The sequence below is a fragment of the Paenibacillus agricola genome, from assembly GCF_011440305.1.
Classification (GTDB): Bacteria; Bacillota; Bacilli; order Paenibacillales; family NBRC-103111; genus Paenibacillus_S; species Paenibacillus_S agricola.
Genome location: NZ_JAAOIW010000005.1, coordinates 295,765 through 310,654, shown reverse-complemented (window position 1 = coordinate 310,654; position 14,890 = coordinate 295,765). Strand labels below are relative to the sequence as shown.

The 14,890-nt window shown below is 47.6% G+C and carries 11 protein-coding genes; 10 read left to right on the top strand and 1 reads right to left on the bottom strand.

The window, feature by feature from the left end; genetic code table 11:
* The first annotated feature begins 41 nt into the window (after nt 1–41).
* The 3 genes from G9U52_RS16395 to G9U52_RS16385 all read left to right on the top strand — a co-directional run bounded on the left by G9U52_RS16395 (nt 42) and on the right by G9U52_RS16385 (nt 3,078).
* Nucleotides 42–836: a helix-turn-helix domain-containing protein gene (locus tag G9U52_RS16395; protein ID WP_166151412.1), complete on the top strand. Its 795-nt coding sequence runs from the start codon at nt 42–44 to the stop codon at nt 834–836.
* Between the two features lie 285 nt (nt 837–1,121).
* Nucleotides 1,122–2,069 (top strand): thioredoxin-disulfide reductase, encoded by a 948-nt coding sequence (trxB, locus tag G9U52_RS16390; protein ID WP_166151410.1) that lies wholly within the window; start codon nt 1,122–1,124, stop codon nt 2,067–2,069.
* Nucleotides 2,070–2,280: 211 nt separating this feature from the next.
* Nucleotides 2,281–3,078 (top strand): polysaccharide deacetylase family protein, encoded by a 798-nt coding sequence (locus G9U52_RS16385; RefSeq protein WP_166151408.1) that lies wholly within the window; start codon nt 2,281–2,283, stop codon nt 3,076–3,078.
* 203 nt (nt 3,079–3,281) lie between these two features.
* Here G9U52_RS16385 and G9U52_RS16380 read toward each other — a convergent pair whose 3' ends face one another.
* Complete coding sequence (locus tag G9U52_RS16380) at nt 3,282–4,334, bottom strand: LacI family DNA-binding transcriptional regulator (protein WP_166151406.1); 1,053 nt, start codon at nt 4,332–4,334, stop codon at nt 3,282–3,284.
* A 174-nt stretch (nt 4,335–4,508) separates the two neighbouring features.
* Here G9U52_RS16380 and G9U52_RS16375 point away from each other — a divergent pair, with 174 nt between their 5' ends.
* The 7 genes from G9U52_RS16375 to G9U52_RS16345 all read left to right on the top strand — a co-directional run bounded on the left by G9U52_RS16375 (nt 4,509) and on the right by G9U52_RS16345 (nt 14,733).
* Nucleotides 4,509–5,768 carry an FAD-dependent oxidoreductase gene (locus G9U52_RS16375; RefSeq protein ID WP_166151404.1) on the top strand — a complete coding sequence of 420 codons (1,260 nt, stop codon included), beginning with the start codon at nt 4,509–4,511 and terminating at the stop codon, nt 5,766–5,768.
* 243 nt (nt 5,769–6,011) lie between these two features.
* Complete coding sequence (locus G9U52_RS16370; protein ID WP_166151402.1) at nt 6,012–7,631, top strand: response regulator; 1,620 nt, start codon at nt 6,012–6,014, stop codon at nt 7,629–7,631.
* Between the two features lie 16 nt (nt 7,632–7,647).
* Nucleotides 7,648–9,480: a sensor histidine kinase gene (locus G9U52_RS16365; protein ID WP_166151400.1), complete on the top strand. Its 1,833-nt coding sequence runs from the start codon at nt 7,648–7,650 to the stop codon at nt 9,478–9,480.
* A gap of 96 nt (nt 9,481–9,576) precedes the next feature.
* Nucleotides 9,577–10,533, top strand: a complete 957-nt coding sequence (locus G9U52_RS16360; RefSeq protein WP_166151848.1) for an ABC transporter permease — start codon at nt 9,577–9,579, stop codon at nt 10,531–10,533.
* Between the two features lie 11 nt (nt 10,534–10,544).
* Nucleotides 10,545–11,420 (top strand): carbohydrate ABC transporter permease, encoded by an 876-nt coding sequence (locus G9U52_RS16355; protein WP_166151398.1) that lies wholly within the window; start codon nt 10,545–10,547, stop codon nt 11,418–11,420.
* Between the two features lie 146 nt (nt 11,421–11,566).
* Nucleotides 11,567–13,120 (top strand): extracellular solute-binding protein, encoded by a 1,554-nt coding sequence (locus tag G9U52_RS16350; protein WP_243767374.1) that lies wholly within the window; start codon nt 11,567–11,569, stop codon nt 13,118–13,120.
* A gap of 170 nt (nt 13,121–13,290) precedes the next feature.
* On the top strand, nt 13,291–14,733 hold the full coding sequence (locus G9U52_RS16345) for an FAD-dependent oxidoreductase (protein WP_243767373.1): 1,443 nt from the start codon (nt 13,291–13,293) through the stop codon (nt 14,731–14,733).
* The last annotated feature ends 157 nt before the right edge of the window (nt 14,734–14,890 follow it).

Below are 14,890 nucleotides of genomic sequence, written 5' to 3'. Positions count from 1 at the left end.
ACGCCTATAGACATATTAAAGACAGGTTCAGGTGACCAGCCATGAGAATCGTAACTGTTGGACATTCTACACATACTCGTCCGTTTCATTCCAATCAAGCCCATGGGCTGAAATATTATCTGGTACGGCTACAGACAGAGGGCTTCTGCCAAGCCATTGTGAATGGCATTTTGTATTTGATCCGTCCTGGAGATGTTTTACTCTGCAAGCCAGGTGATACCTATGAGCTTATTATCCGCCTTGGTAAAAACGAGCCACCGCCTAGCGGCGATTATTTCCTTAGTGTAGACCCGGCTGAAGCCTGGATTCAGCTGTGGTGGGAGGATTACCAACAAGACATCAAGCTGAATGTAGGTATTGATGAAATGCTCATCTCTATTTGGAAGCATCTGGTTTATGAGAAGCGAAGAGTGAAGGATTTCAATCCAGATATCCTTGGATATTTAGCCCAAAGCATGCTGCTGCACTTGAAGCGGCTGATCGCTGGCGGCGAGAGCTTTAACATTTATGAGCGCTCCATATCTTACCAAATCAAAACATTCATAGAGAAGCATGCAACCGAATCAATCACCCTTGGAGATGTTTCGATGTCTGTTGGCCTTAGCATATCGCGAGCCTCGCAGCTATTCAAGGAGACGTTTAATCAATCGGTAATGGATTATGCGATCGAGGTCCGTCTTTCGATAGCCAAAGAGCGGATGCTAATTGGCGGTTCGACGTTGCAGGAGGTGGCTTTCCTATGCGGCTTTGCCAATTACACGCATTTCAACCGTTCTTTCCGTTTACGATACGGAGTGTCGCCCAGCGAGTATAAGCGGCAGCTTCGTCCGCAATAATGCTTGTGGATATCAAGTAGGAAGGTACTGCGCTGTCCATGGCATCACTGGGAATTTGAGCTGGATACAGGCAAGGCGGTATGCAATATTAAAAGCAGCAGCTCAAAACCTATCCAGTCCACATTGATGGGAAGCAGATTATGCTGGAGGTTTAATTCCTTCATCAGATCTTCATGTTAAGTTCACCATTCCTTCATGATGCCGGGTTTGATTTTTGATAAGATAAAACCAATCTTAAAAGAAGTCAATAAACGACCCTAATCGTAAACAAGAGGAGAGCTTACTATGTACAAATCCGTCATTATTGGAACAGGGCCAGCCGGCCTGACAGCAGCCATATATTTGGCAAGAGCCAATCTGGAGCCACTCATTATAGAGGGACCGGAGCCGGGCGGCCAGCTAACTACAACAACCGAGGTTGAAAATTTCCCTGGGTTCCCAGATGGGATTATGGGACCTGAGCTTATGGACAATATGCGCAAGCAGGCAGAGCGCTTTGGCGCTGAATTCCGGACAGGCTGGGTAACGAATGTGGATTTCTCCAAACGCCCATTTCGGATTTCGATTGAAGGGCATGAGGACATTATTGCTGAAACGATCGTTGTTTCGACAGGGGCTTCGGCCAAATATTTGGGCATTCCTGGTGAGCGTGAAAATGTCGGGCGAGGCGTCAGCACATGCGCTACATGCGATGGCTTCTTTTTCCGCAACAAAAAGATCATCGTCGTCGGTGGCGGCGACTCGGCTATGGAGGAAGCCCACTTTTTGACCCGTTTTGCCTCCGAGGTTGTTGTGGTCAACAGGCGCAGCGAGCTGCGGGCTTCCAAAATCATGCAGGACCGAGCACGCCAAAATCCGAAAATTAGCTGGAGCCTGGATCGCAATCCGTTAGAGGTGCTTACTAATGATCGGGGTGTTACGGGCTTGAAGGTCAGAAACAACCTGACTAACGAGGATGAAGTGATCGAAACCGACGGTATTTTTATCGCGATCGGGCATACTCCTAACACCAAGTTCCTCGACGGCCAGCTGCCTGTGGATGAACAAGGCTACCTGCTGGTAACTCCGGGAACCACTGAAACTACAATACCAGGCGTATTCGCTTGCGGCGACGTCCAGGACCACAAATATCGCCAAGCGATCAGTGCCGCTGGAACTGGGTGTATGGCAGCCCTTGATGCTGAGCGCTTTCTGGATGCAGTCGAGCACCAGACTGTTGCTATAGTAGGTTAAGCTTTTTTGAACCGTACCGATTCATGTAATGAAGCTGAATATATCGAATAAGCTCCCTCTATATTCTTGCACGGCCAAGTGTATTTCATTCAATCCGAATGATCCAATCGATCTGTTTTCTTTTAATTGTCATATAAAGGAGAATAGGGTAGGATGGACATATTATTGGAGAAATATGTGGCACTGGCCCCAAGAAGGTAGAGGGATTTTTATGAAAATACGCTATGACCGTTTTCCTGATGGAAAAATGAAGGCGGTTACAATGAGCTACGACGATGGACGCGACCATGACCGCAGGCTGGTGGAAATAATGAATCGCTATGGGTTAAAAGGTGCCTTCCACTTAAACTCGGGCAAGCTCGGCAATAACCGTTATATTACGGCTGAAGAAGTGGCGACTTTGTTTGCGGGGCATGAGGTTTCAGCACATACCGTGACGCATCCCCATCTGGAGCTGACCCCGCCGGAGCGTGTTGCTATGGAGCTGCTTGAGGACCGCCAAGCTTTGGAGGAATTGGTCGGTTATCCGGTCAAAGGGATGTCCTATCCATTTGGCAGCTGGAATGAGCAGGTAGTACACACACTTCCAGCCTTGGGCATTGAATATGCGAGAACAACACGCAGCCATGGCGGCTTCCAGCTTCCAGAGAACTGGCTTGAGTGGCACCCAACCTGCCATCATAAATCGATGCTGGAGCATGGTGAGAAATTTTTGGCGTATCAAGCGAAATATTCCAGAATGGTCTTGCTTTATGTTTGGGGCCACAGCTATGAATTCGAAAACGATGCTAATTGGGAGCTTATGGAGCAGTTTGGCGAGTTGGTTGGGAGACAACCTCAGATCTGGTACGCAACCAATGCGGAGATTGTTGCCTATATGAAGGCGCTACAGCAGCTGCGGTGGTCCGTTTCCGGCTCGATTGTCCATAACCCTTCGGCATTATCCGTATGGGTTGGCGTGGAGGACGAGGCAGTGGAAATTGCTGCTGGGGCGACTTTACAAGTGTGAACAAAATAGAAAACTCTGGCAATGGGCTGCAGGACGTTGACTAGCTACCTCTGATGGGGAGGAGTCTTAACTATCAATATTTAGTCCGAGTCCGAATAAATACAATATCCCTATTTGTTAATGAAAATGCAAAAAAGCACTTCCTCCATCATTTTGATGAGAGGCAGTGCTTTTCCGGCTTCTCTATATATCCTCCGCATCCCTCAGATTGTAGGGAGGTTTGACAAGCTTCGAACTGTATCCCCTTTGAAAAAAGTGCCCTGCAATCGTATATGTTCATAAGGCTGGTTCGGATTGGCAATTCTCCAAAGCATCCGTTCTGCGGCGCGGCTTCCCGTTTCTCCAATAAGCAGGGTTGGACGCGATAATTGCGGAAATAAAGGATTTTTTCCTGAATTTTCGAGGCTAATCAAGGAATAATGGTCGGGGATCGACCGATTCATCGCTTGCACGGTATACAAAACACGCGGGAGGTTATTTTCGACCGCGCTCAGTAGGGCTGTGTAATTGCCATGGAGCAGCTTCTCCTGCAGCCTGGAAATCCAAAGCTCGTGATCCAGATCGTCTTCAGTCAGATGCAGCTCCGGTTCAGCCGACATCCCCATCCCGTTCATCGCATCCTGAAACGCTTGCCAACGCAGCTGAAATCCCCTATATGTATGGATATTGCCAATATATAAAATACGCCGATGCCCCATGGCTGCCAAATAATCTACAGATTGGTGAATAGCTGTGACTACATCCCAGATCACACTGTCCACGTTCGCGAGAACTGGTGGAAAGTTAATAAGAACTTTCGGGATAGGCAGTTGGAGCAGCAGTTGCTCGGGCAGATCGGGGATCGTTGCCGGGATGAAAATACCATCATAATAATGGAGCTCGATTTGCTCGACCCATTGCTCAAATTGCTGTTGGCTATCGATGGAGCTAGGCATAAAGGAGGCCGAAACCGAATGGCCCAGCTCTAATAATCGATCCTGGATGCCTTGCAGCTGAATTCTGAAAAAAGGAGTATCATGCGTCAGAACCATGCAAAAACGCCTTCGTTTGGAGGAGAGCATTGGTGTTTTTTCATAGCCTAGGCTGAGCTCCTTTTCCTTGGTTTTATAACCTAATCGCTCGGCTGCAGCGAAAACATCCCTTCTCGTCGTTTCGGACATGCCGGGCAGGCCCCGAAGTGCTTTGGATACCGTATGGATCGTGAGCCCAAGCTCGGCTGCTACATGGTGCAAGGTGATTTGTTTTTTTCTGCGCATAGGCGTCCTTTCCTGTTGAAAATTTTGCTGTTTAAAAAGTGGCTGACAGCTTATGACAGCTTAGTCCGATAAGTCATCCTTAAACTGTAACAAAAATGAAACTAAAAGTTAAGCTTCATTTCACTTACACTATAAGCAAATACCAAATAAAATCGATGAAATGAGGCCATTCAATTGAATTCAAAATCAAATCAAACCTATGAGCTTGAGAGAAGCGTCAGCGTATATGCTTCTGCAGATGTGATTGTGATTGGTGGGGGACCTGCGGGCACGGCGGCGGCGATTAATGCTGCACGATGCGGGAAAAAGGTGATTTTGCTGGAAAGGTCGGGACAGCTCGGCGGCATGGGCACCTTGGGTAATGTCAGCGTCTTTATGCCAATTGGCAATGTAACGGGGATTTACCGTGAAATGATTTCCGAGGTGCTAACCCAATATTTGCCCCAGCATCACGATGAATCGGTTTCGCCGCAGTTTTCACCTTTTTTGCTTCGGCATTATTTAAATGAAAAAATGGAAAAGGAGCAGGTGCAGGTCTGCTACCATACTGAATTTGTTGGCGTGGTCAAGGAAGAAGGGCGATTAAAAGCAGTAATTGCTTCGACCCGGGAGGGCTTACAAGCATTTGAGGGCAAGCAGTTTATTGATTGTACGGGAGATGGGCGGGTTGCGATTGATGCCGGGGTGCCGTTCACCTCAGGCCGCGAAGAGGACGGATTAACCCAGCCGATGACGCTGATGTTTATGATGCAAAATACCGGCAAGCCGGTCATACCACTGCTGCCTGAGGGCTGCTATGACTACCAAAGCGTCGAGGATTTGCCGCAGGGCCGCCGTTTGTACTGGGAGCGAAACGATGACGGGATGCTGCTGGTCAATATGACGCGGGTCAAAGGCAATGGCGCGAACATCGCAGATGTAAACTATGCGGAGACCGAGGCGCTTCGGCAGGTATTTTCGATTGTGTATTATTTGCAAAGAAACGGCTACGAAACCTATACGTTATCTCATGTTGCCGGACAGGTTGGTGTAAGGGAAACGAACCAAATTCAAGGGCTGTATACCTTGACTGAGCATGACGTTGTTGGAGGCAAACGATTCACTGATGTTGTAGCGCAAACGAATTACGAAATTGATATCCACAGCCCTGATGGCAAAAAAACAACCGATGAGCGCAAGGTAGATGGCTATGATATTCCCTATCGCTGCATGGTGTCGGAGCTGATCAGTAACTTGCAGGTAGCGGGCAGGGCCATCTCCGCCACCCATGTGGCGATGTCCTCGATGCGCGTCCAGCCAACCTGCTATGCGATGGGGCAAGCGGCAGGGATGGCAGCGGCCATAGCGATGGACAGCGGCTGCGCAATTAAAGATATTTCAATAGAAGCGCTGCACGGCAAGCTAAGCGAGCAGAACGTGATTTTCCGCAAGTAGCTGGGTAAGCTGGGAGGCATGCATGAAGTCCTGCAAGCAGCCGGGGGCAAGCTCGAATGCGGTTCGCACCAAGTCTTATAAGCGGCTAGACCAAATCTCGCCAATCGCTATCTCACCTTCCCAAAGAAGAATTTCCGTTCAAAGTTGGCGGAGGTTCTTCTTTTTGGCGAGCCGAAGCAGAAACGCTTCCTTTATAGCGTTTTCTTGTATAATAGAACAAACGAAATATTGGAGGAGGACCTCATGTTTAAATTGATTATTGTCGATGACGAACCGACCGTTCGCAATGGGCTGCGTAACTATTTTAACTGGGCGGAGTTTGGGATCGAGGTTGTGGATGAAGCCGATGATGGCGATGTCGGGTTGCAAATCGTGGAGCGGGTAAAGCCGGATATTGTGCTTACGGATGTACGTATGCTGCATATGGACGGGATCACGATGTCTGCGCAAATCCGTGCCAAATATCCGCATATTAAAATTGTGTTCGTCAGCGGCCACGACGATGCGGATTATTTGAAATCGGCGTTGCAGGTTAACGCGGTTGATTATATTTTTAAGCCAGTGAATATGCAGGAGTTGCGTACGGTCGTCGAACGGGTCGTTGGCGAGCTTCAGGAGGAGCAGCACAAACGCGGGCTGGTTGCCGATATGCAGGTAAAGCTCACGCAAAGCATGCCTTTGCTGTTAGAGAAATTCCTGATGTCCGTGATCCGGGACGGCGTTGCCCGGCCTGAGCGCATTCACAGCAAACTAGATTTTCTAGGTATTAAGCTGCCTCTCGAAGCAGCCTATTGGGTGATTATTGTGCGAATTGATGACAGTGCACTCGTCGTTGATAACCGTACGGAGCGAGACAAGCAATTACTTACGTATGCCGTGCTGAACGTCTGCCAGGAACTGATCGACAACCATATGGCCGGATATGCTTTCGAGAATCATAGTGGTGAATATGTGGGCATCGTGTATGGAAGCATGGAGCAAGAAGGCTTGGAAAACCAATTATTGCTGCTCGCAGAGGAAATTCGCGAAAATTTACGACAGTGGTTAAAAATTAGTGTGACCATTGGCGTAGGAGAGCGAACCCCTGAGATTTCGGGCTTGCCATTATCTTATATGCGCGCCAAAGAAGCGGCCGACCAGAAATGGTATCTAGGTAAAAACCGGATTATTACGATGGATAACCTGGAAACGGACCCAACGAGTGCATACCGCTTCGATTCTGCACAAAGTGAATGGTTTATGTCAGCGCTGAAGGCAGCGGATCCTGAGCCTTTGATGCATGCGGTTGGCGAGTTATTTGACAGCTTAACACGCAATCGCAGGGACGGCTTCCGATACGGGCGCAATGTTTCGCTGGAGCTGATCCTGCTTTCAAACCGGCTGATGCTGGAGCTTAATATACATTGCCGAGAGCTTGAGGACAAGGAAGCGGAGCTCTGGGAGCGCATTTCCTCCCAAGAAACGATCGATGATTTGCACAGGTTGCTTGAGGCACATCTGCTGGAGGTTTGCAAGCAAATTCAAGAAAAGCGCAGCGGGAAATCTAGGAATGTCATCGAACGGATACGTTCCGTTATGGATAGCCGGTTTGCAGAAAATTTAACCGTGGCCGAAATTGCGGAGAGCGTGTATTTGAGCTCCACGTACGTAAGCCTTATTTTCAAACAGGAAACGGGGGAGACGATCTACGAATATTTGACCAAGGTACGGATTGAACGGGCGAAGGAGCTGCTTCGTGATCCCAAAAATAAATTTTACGAGGTTTGTGAGGCAGTAGGCTATTCGGATCCAAGCCATTTCAGCAAAATTTTCAAAAAACATACAGGCTTTACCCCTAGTACATTCAGGGACCAGATCACGTAAAGGTGGTGTTACAGAGGTGAAGCGATTTATATCGAAAACATTACAAAGCTTGCTGCAGCTTGTCCATGCTATTGTGGCGGCACGGTATTGGCTGATCGTCTATGTGCTGCTTATTTTGCTTCCGGCGGGCTTCTTTCTGTATACGTATTACCAGAGATCTTCGTCGATTCTTGAGCAAGAAGTCACAAGGTCGATGCTGCAAACCGTCAAGCAGGCCGGGATTAATCTGCAATTCCAAATGGATCGGGTACGAGATACCTCGAATTCTATATTTTTGAATCCCTATTTGTATAAATATTTAACGGACTCCGATTCCGTCTACCCAATCGATGTGGTCAAGGATCTTCGTTCCTTAATTGATGCTGCCCAGACGAACGAAAATGTATTCCGTATACGCTTGTTCGTGGATGAGTCCAAACTGTATGCAGGGGAGAAAATTAATTTTTTTCCACTGAAGAGCATACAAAGCCGTAGCTGGTACCCCGCGGTGATGGATGCTGGAGGTGCGATGGTTTGGACAGGAGCCTATAAGGAGACGTATATTGATCGCGTGGCTGAAGAAGTCTTGGTACTGTCCAGTGTCAGGCTGCTGCGGGAACCCAAATATTTTGACAGGCTAGCGGGTATCCTCGTGATTGATATGAAAGAACAGACGATCCGCGACATTATGAGCCAGATTGAATTGTCGGAGCAAAGAGTGTTATACATCGTAAACAAAGAAGATATGCTGGTTTGGCATTCGAACCCAGCCTTGATCGGCAAACCACTCGCAGCTGTAGATCAGCTTCCCTCGCTTGCCACCTCGCAGGAAGGCATTATGAAGCTGGGCTCGGGCAAGGATGCCAAGTATGCGATGTACACGCCGATCCGCAATACGGACTGGCGGCTTGTAGCGGAGGTGCCGGCCGCCGAAATTTCCCTCCAAGCCAATGCGCAGAACCAATTTTCCTGGTTTGCCGTTTTATTGGGCGGCTCGATCTTATTCCTGCTGCTAGTATTCGTGCTGCTGGCTTTTATCATCCGAGGTATGAATCGCCGAGTGCAGTTGGTCATCCGTACCATAAATCGCGAAGGTCTGGAACGACTGGATGACCACATGGAAGCAGGCAATTTTAATTTGCTAGAGCGCGGGGTTGACCATATGATCCATAAAGTGAAAGGCTTGATCGAGGAGACCTATACCGCCAAGGTTCAGGAGCGGGAAGCCCAGCTAAGGGCACTACAAGCGCAGATTAATCCCCATTTTTTATACAATACCCTGGATACGATCAATTGGATCGCTGTAGGCAGGGGGGCACATGATATCAGCCAGATGATAGATGCCTTGGCCAAATATTTTCGCTTAAGCTTGAATAAAGGTAGGGATCTGGTGAGCATCGAGGATGAGCTGAACTTGGCCAAGGTATATTTGGAGATCCAGCAAAACCGGTTCCCGCATAGCTTTACGTTTACGATTGAAGCAGACCCCGCTATTTATCCGTTTTTCATGCCAAAGCTAACCCTACAGCCTATTGTGGAGAACGCGCTGCTTCACGGGATTCGCAAATCCAAAGCCAAAAGCGGCTCGATTCGGATTGAAGCGCGAAGAGAAGCGGATGAATTGGTTATCTCGATTACAGACGATGGATCCGGAATGGATGAGGAAGCAGCCGGAAAGCTGTTAACAGAGCCCCAGACCGCCACACGCCCCGACAGTACAGACAGCTCCTACGGGCTTAATAATGTCAATGAAAGAATCCGTCTTTTCTCAGGCGCCCCCTACGGTCTATCTATTCGTTCTAAGCCCGATGAAGGCATGACCGTCACCGTTCGCTTGAAAGCCCAAGCTAATTTAATCCCAATTCGCTAGGATTTGACCAGAAATCATTGTATTACCATCTACATTGCTTTCGCCTCACCCCCTATAATAAGACCATAAGGACTTGGAGGTGAGGCGAGCATGAGTATGGATGCTTCAGAATTACAACGAAAACCGAAGGCAGGCACCCGCCCCAAGGAGGATAGCCGTTGGAGGCTGTTTCGGAACAATATCGATATGTATATGTTACTGATACCCGGTTTGGCTTTCTTGATTTTATTCAAGTATACGCCATTATATGGGATATTGATTGCGTTCCAGGATTTCAACATTTTTGAAGGCATCTCCGGGAGTACATGGGTTGGGCTTCAACAATTTCAAAAGCTGATGCATTCCGAGGAATTTATTCAAGTATTCATGAACACGTTAATTATTAGTATGTACAAAATTGTGCTATTGTTTCCGATCCCGATCATCGTCGCCTTATTGCTTAATGAGATTCGGCGGATGTTCTTCAAACGGACGGTACAAACGATCATTTATTTACCCCACTTTCTTTCCTGGGTTATCATTTCTGGCTTGTTTATTAACATTCTTTCACCATCCGGAGGGCTTGTAAACCAGCTTATCGAGTGGTTTGGGTTAGCACCTATTTCCTTTTTACTGAATAACGATTTCTTTCGATCGGTTGTCGTCTTTACGGCAGGCTGGAAGGAAGTGGGCTGGAATGCGATTATTTTTATCGCAGCCATTGCCGGGATTGAGCAGGAGCAGTATGAAGCAGCAGCGATTGATGGTGCCGGGCGCATTAAACAAATGTTCCACATCACCTTGCCAGGCATTCTGCCAACGATTGTGTTGATGTTTATCCTTCGGATCGGCCATCTGCTTGATGCAGGCACGGAACAAATATTGACGATGTACAACCCTGTTGTTTACCAAACCGGTGATGTTATTGGTACTTATGTATACCGGATTGGGCTTGGGAAAATGGATTATAGCTTCAGCACAGCAGTCGGTCTCTTCAACTCTGTAGTCGGATTTGTGCTAATACTTATCGGCAATACACTTAGTAAAAAACTGCTCAATCGCAGCATTTGGTAGGGGGGTTCACAATGCGAAAACATACCTTAGGCGACATCTCGCTGGATATTTTCTCCTATGTCGTTCTGATTTTATTGGCGATATCGACCCTGCTCCCATTTGCGAATGTATTTTCGAAATCGGTTAGTGAGGAATGGGCAGTTGTAGCGGGTAAAGTAGGCATATTTCCTGTAGGCTTTCAATTGCGCACGATGGAATATGTCATCACATCCAGCCAATTTATTCAGTCCTTTCTTATTTCGGCAGGAGTTATGGTAGTAGGCACTGTAATCTCCATCCTATTGACAGCCATTACAGCGTATCCGCTATCTAAACGGCATTTGCCGGGAATTGGCATGGTGATGGTGCTTTTCATATTTACGATGATGTTCAATGGCGGCATTATTCCGAATTACCTGCTTATGAAAAATTTGGGCTTGATCAACAGCTTATGGGCGCTCATTCTCCCAGCGATGATCAGTGTGTTTAATATGCTAGTCATCAAAAGCTACTATGAAAACCTGCCCGAAGCCTTAGAGGATTCAGCTAAAATGGATGGTGCCAGCACCTACACGATTTTGTTCCGCATTATACTTCCTTTAAGTGGCCCGGTATTGGCTACGATTGGCTTATTTTACGCCGTATATTATTGGAATGATTTCTTCAATGCTATGCTGTACATCAATACACCGTCGCTTAAACCTTTGCAGCTTTATTTACGGGATATAGTAATGGACGCGGATTCATCTTCGGCATTGAATAAAAGCGTCGATGATATGATGAATGTTTCTCCTGAGGGCATCCGTTCTGCGACAGTAATTGCTTCCACCGTTCCGATCCTGCTGGTCTATCCATTTTTGCAAAAGTATTTCATTAAAGGTGTGCTTATCGGTTCCGTAAAAGGTTAAGTGCGGAAAGTATAATAAAGTTGAATACTGTGGTGAACAAGGCGTCGAATTTTGGCTGGAAGCTCTAGCCATTCCACTGGTTTACCACAATTCATAATAATAAGACACCATACAAAAACAAGCAAAACTTTGAGGAGGGTTTTAAGATGAATAAAAAGAAATGGCTTCTCGTATCGATGGCAGCTCTAACTCTGACGGCTACCGCTTGCTCCACCAAGAGTGATCCAACAACTCCAGCTGCAGCTCCGGCAACCCCAGCTCCAGCAGCAAGCGGAGCGGCTCCCGCTAAGGTTGAGGCCAAGCCTGCACTGAAGTCATTACAAATTTGGCAAAAGGATGATTACAATACGTATCCTGTGGCTAAACTGCTCGAGGATAAAACGGGCTACAAGGTGCAGTATGACATGCTCCCGCAAGACAAGCCGCAGGACAAACTGAATATTCTTGTAGCCTCGGCAGAGCCTTATGATGCGATTACGACAGGGGGCGGCAGCGAATTTAAAGCGCTCTATGCCGATTATGCGAAAAAAGGAGCTTTAACAGACCTCGGTCCGCTGATTGATAAATTTGGACCTAATATTAAAGCATCCGTTTCACAGGCTACGCTGGATGCGGCCAAGGTGGACGGCAAGCTGTATGCCGTACCAACGGTAGCCGTTTCGTTTGCAGGCACGAGCTTGATGATCCGTCAGGATTGGCTAGACAAGCTTGGTTTGAAAGCGCCTACAACATTGGATGAGCTGACAGCGGTCTTAAAGGCATTTAAAGAAAAAGATCCTGGCGGCAATGGCGATAAAAATGTTCCCTTCACTATTAAAGGTGATGATCCGCTTGTCTCCAATATTTCGGGCGCATTCGGATTAACCAATTATTACAATGATATTGATGGCAAGCTGGTACCACGCATTTTGGATCCTAATTTTAAAGAATATATTAATTACATGACAGACTTATTTAAACAAGGCTTGCTGGATAAGGAGTTTGGCGTCAATAAAGATGCAACAATGAAGGAGAAATTTTCCAGTGGTCGTGCAGGTGTAATGCCTCTACATTGGGCCGATGTGCCTGTCATTGCAGATGCCCTTAAGAAGACGCAGCCAGATGCCAAAATTAACTACATCCCGGCTTTAAAAGGCAAAGATGGCAAGTATGGAGTATCCGCGTCCTCTGGCTTTGACCGGATCACCTTTATTCCTAAAGCTTCCAAGCATCCTGAGGATGCTATCAAATGGATCAATGCCAAGCTGGAAAAAGATACATTCAAGACGATGGCTATTGGTGAGGAAGGCAAGCATTATACGTTCAAGGACGGCTCCTATATGCCGATTCTGCCAATATTCACAGACGAGCGTAATCAAGCAAACAATTTCTTGATGGGTGTCGATGAGAAAAACTATCCAACTTATTGGCAGGCGCGTGTTAGAAAAGATCCGCGTTTATTCGAGGCTTGGGAGTTTTTGAATATTAAACAGCCAGCAGATACGAGAAAAGTTGATGTGTTGGGTATTTCTCCTTTTATGCCGGAATACTCGAAAAATTTCCAACAGCTCAATACGATGGTCAACGATTATGCCGTTAAGCTGGTTTTTGGAGCTGAGAATATTACAGGTCTTGAAGCCTTCCAAACGAAATACAAGGCAGCAGGTGGAGATGCCAGCTTGAAGGAAATCAATGATTGGTACCCAACCTCGAAAAAATAGACAGTAGAAACAGCGTAACGACGCGCGCCTAGGATCCACGCGCGTTGGAAACAGTGGCGAAGCCTTAGAACATAGCGCTAAGCGGTAGAAAATGCTATGTAAGCAAGTTTATGGAATAAGCGAAAATATGTTTTCACTAACATGCATTTAATTATACGGAGGTACTAACCATGAGTAGCCAAAAAGCCGTGAGTGGCCAACAACAAACCATGACGATCCCCGAGCGCGAGCTTCCCATCTCGTATCAACCGGATGTCGTTGTGTTAGGGGGAGGTGCTGCAGGTGTAGCGGCTGCAATAGCCGCTTCCCGCAATGGTGCATCAACACTACTGATTGAGCAACGGGGATACTTGGGTGGTATGGGGACAGCAGCATTAGTGCCAGCGTTTTGCCCTTACACCGATGGCGAAAAACCAGTCGTACGCGGCATAGGCCTGGATTTGATGGAAACGATGAAGCTGGCATCGGGTGATGAGTTTTTAAGCATGTATAAGGATCGCCTAGATTGGGTGCCCATTGATGTAGAGGTTCTGAAGCGGGTTTACGATGATGCGGTATTGGAAAGCGGAGCCCATGTGTTATTCCATACCTTGGCAGACCAAGTGCTGATGGATGAAGGGCATATCCAAGGGATTGTGATTTCTAATAAAACCGGCCGTTCTGTTGTGCAAGCCAAGCTGTATATTGATGCTACAGGTGACGCGGATATCGCTGCCATGGCAGGTGTGGCCTTCGATAAAGGCGGCAACGAAGCGGAGTTGCAGCCTGGGACGATGTGCTTTCTCGTCTGCGGGGCGGATAAAGACCGCTATGATCGCTTCCTGGCTGAAACTGGGCAAAAGTCCTCTTTGATTGAAACTATTCAAGAAGCCATGCGCAATGGTGATTTGCCGGATGGACGCAAACGAATTTCGGGCACCGCCTGGATATCCAAATCGGTTGTGGGCTTTAACTTTGGCCATATATTTGGCATCGATGGCACCAACACCGAGGACTTGTCTCGCGCTGCCATCGAAGGGCGGAGACTGATTGAGCGGCAGCTTCGCTTCCTGCATAAATATGTCCCTGGCTTTGAGCAGGCACATTTGGTGCATTCGGGCGACCAGATCGGGATCAGGGAAACGAGGCGAATCGTCGGAGACTATAAGCTCGTCGTCGAGGATTTCATTAACGCGCGCACCTTTGAGGACGATATCGCACGTAATTCTTATTTTATCGATATTCATTTGGCCAACGCCCAAAGCACGATGATCGTCAAACACCTCGACCCCGGTGAATCCCACGGCATCCCCTATAGGTGCATGCTGCCTGTGGGTGTCGAGAACCTGATCGTCCCAGGTCGATCGGTTTCCAGTGACCGTCCCGTACAAGGCTCCGTCCGCGTCATGCCGAACTGCTTTGCCATGGGGCAAGCAGCGGGCACAGCTGCGGCGATGATCGCTGTTGATACAGCATTACAAAGCCGTCTTGGTTTTCGGCAGGTAGATATCCCTGATCTACAGCAGCGTCTAATCGAGCAGGGTGCTTACTTAGGAGATCGCTCCAAGATTGGCAATGGAAAAGAACGGATTGGTGAAAGCAAAGAGATCGTATTCGAAGAAGAGACTTCTTAGTTTAGTTCGAGCTATACGCTGAGATTGCTTGCCAATCCGATCCAAGATCGATCGTCCCTCTTAGCGTGTGAAACGATCATCGTTTCGCAGGTTATTAACTTGAAGATAAGCTTGGGAATAAGAAGTGGGAGGCAGCACCAAAAGAATGAAAGAGGAC

Coding starts and splice junctions, on each gene's coding strand:
- G9U52_RS16395 (WP_166151412.1), top strand. CDS start 42: ATGAGAATCGTAACTGTTGGACATTCTACACATACTCGTCCGTTTCAT.
- trxB (WP_166151410.1), top strand. CDS start 1,122: ATGTACAAATCCGTCATTATTGGAACAGGGCCAGCCGGCCTGACAGCA.
- G9U52_RS16385 (WP_166151408.1), top strand. CDS start 2,281: ATGAAAATACGCTATGACCGTTTTCCTGATGGAAAAATGAAGGCGGTT.
- G9U52_RS16380 (WP_166151406.1), bottom strand. CDS start 4,334: ATGCGCAGAAAAAAACAAATCACCTTGCACCATGTAGCAGCCGAGCTT.
- G9U52_RS16370 (WP_166151402.1), top strand. CDS start 6,012: ATGTTTAAATTGATTATTGTCGATGACGAACCGACCGTTCGCAATGGG.
- G9U52_RS16360 (WP_166151848.1), top strand. CDS start 9,577: ATGGATGCTTCAGAATTACAACGAAAACCGAAGGCAGGCACCCGCCCC.
- G9U52_RS16355 (WP_166151398.1), top strand. CDS start 10,545: ATGCGAAAACATACCTTAGGCGACATCTCGCTGGATATTTTCTCCTAT.
- G9U52_RS16350 (WP_243767374.1), top strand. CDS start 11,567: ATGAATAAAAAGAAATGGCTTCTCGTATCGATGGCAGCTCTAACTCTG.
- G9U52_RS16345 (WP_243767373.1), top strand. CDS start 13,291: ATGAGTAGCCAAAAAGCCGTGAGTGGCCAACAACAAACCATGACGATC.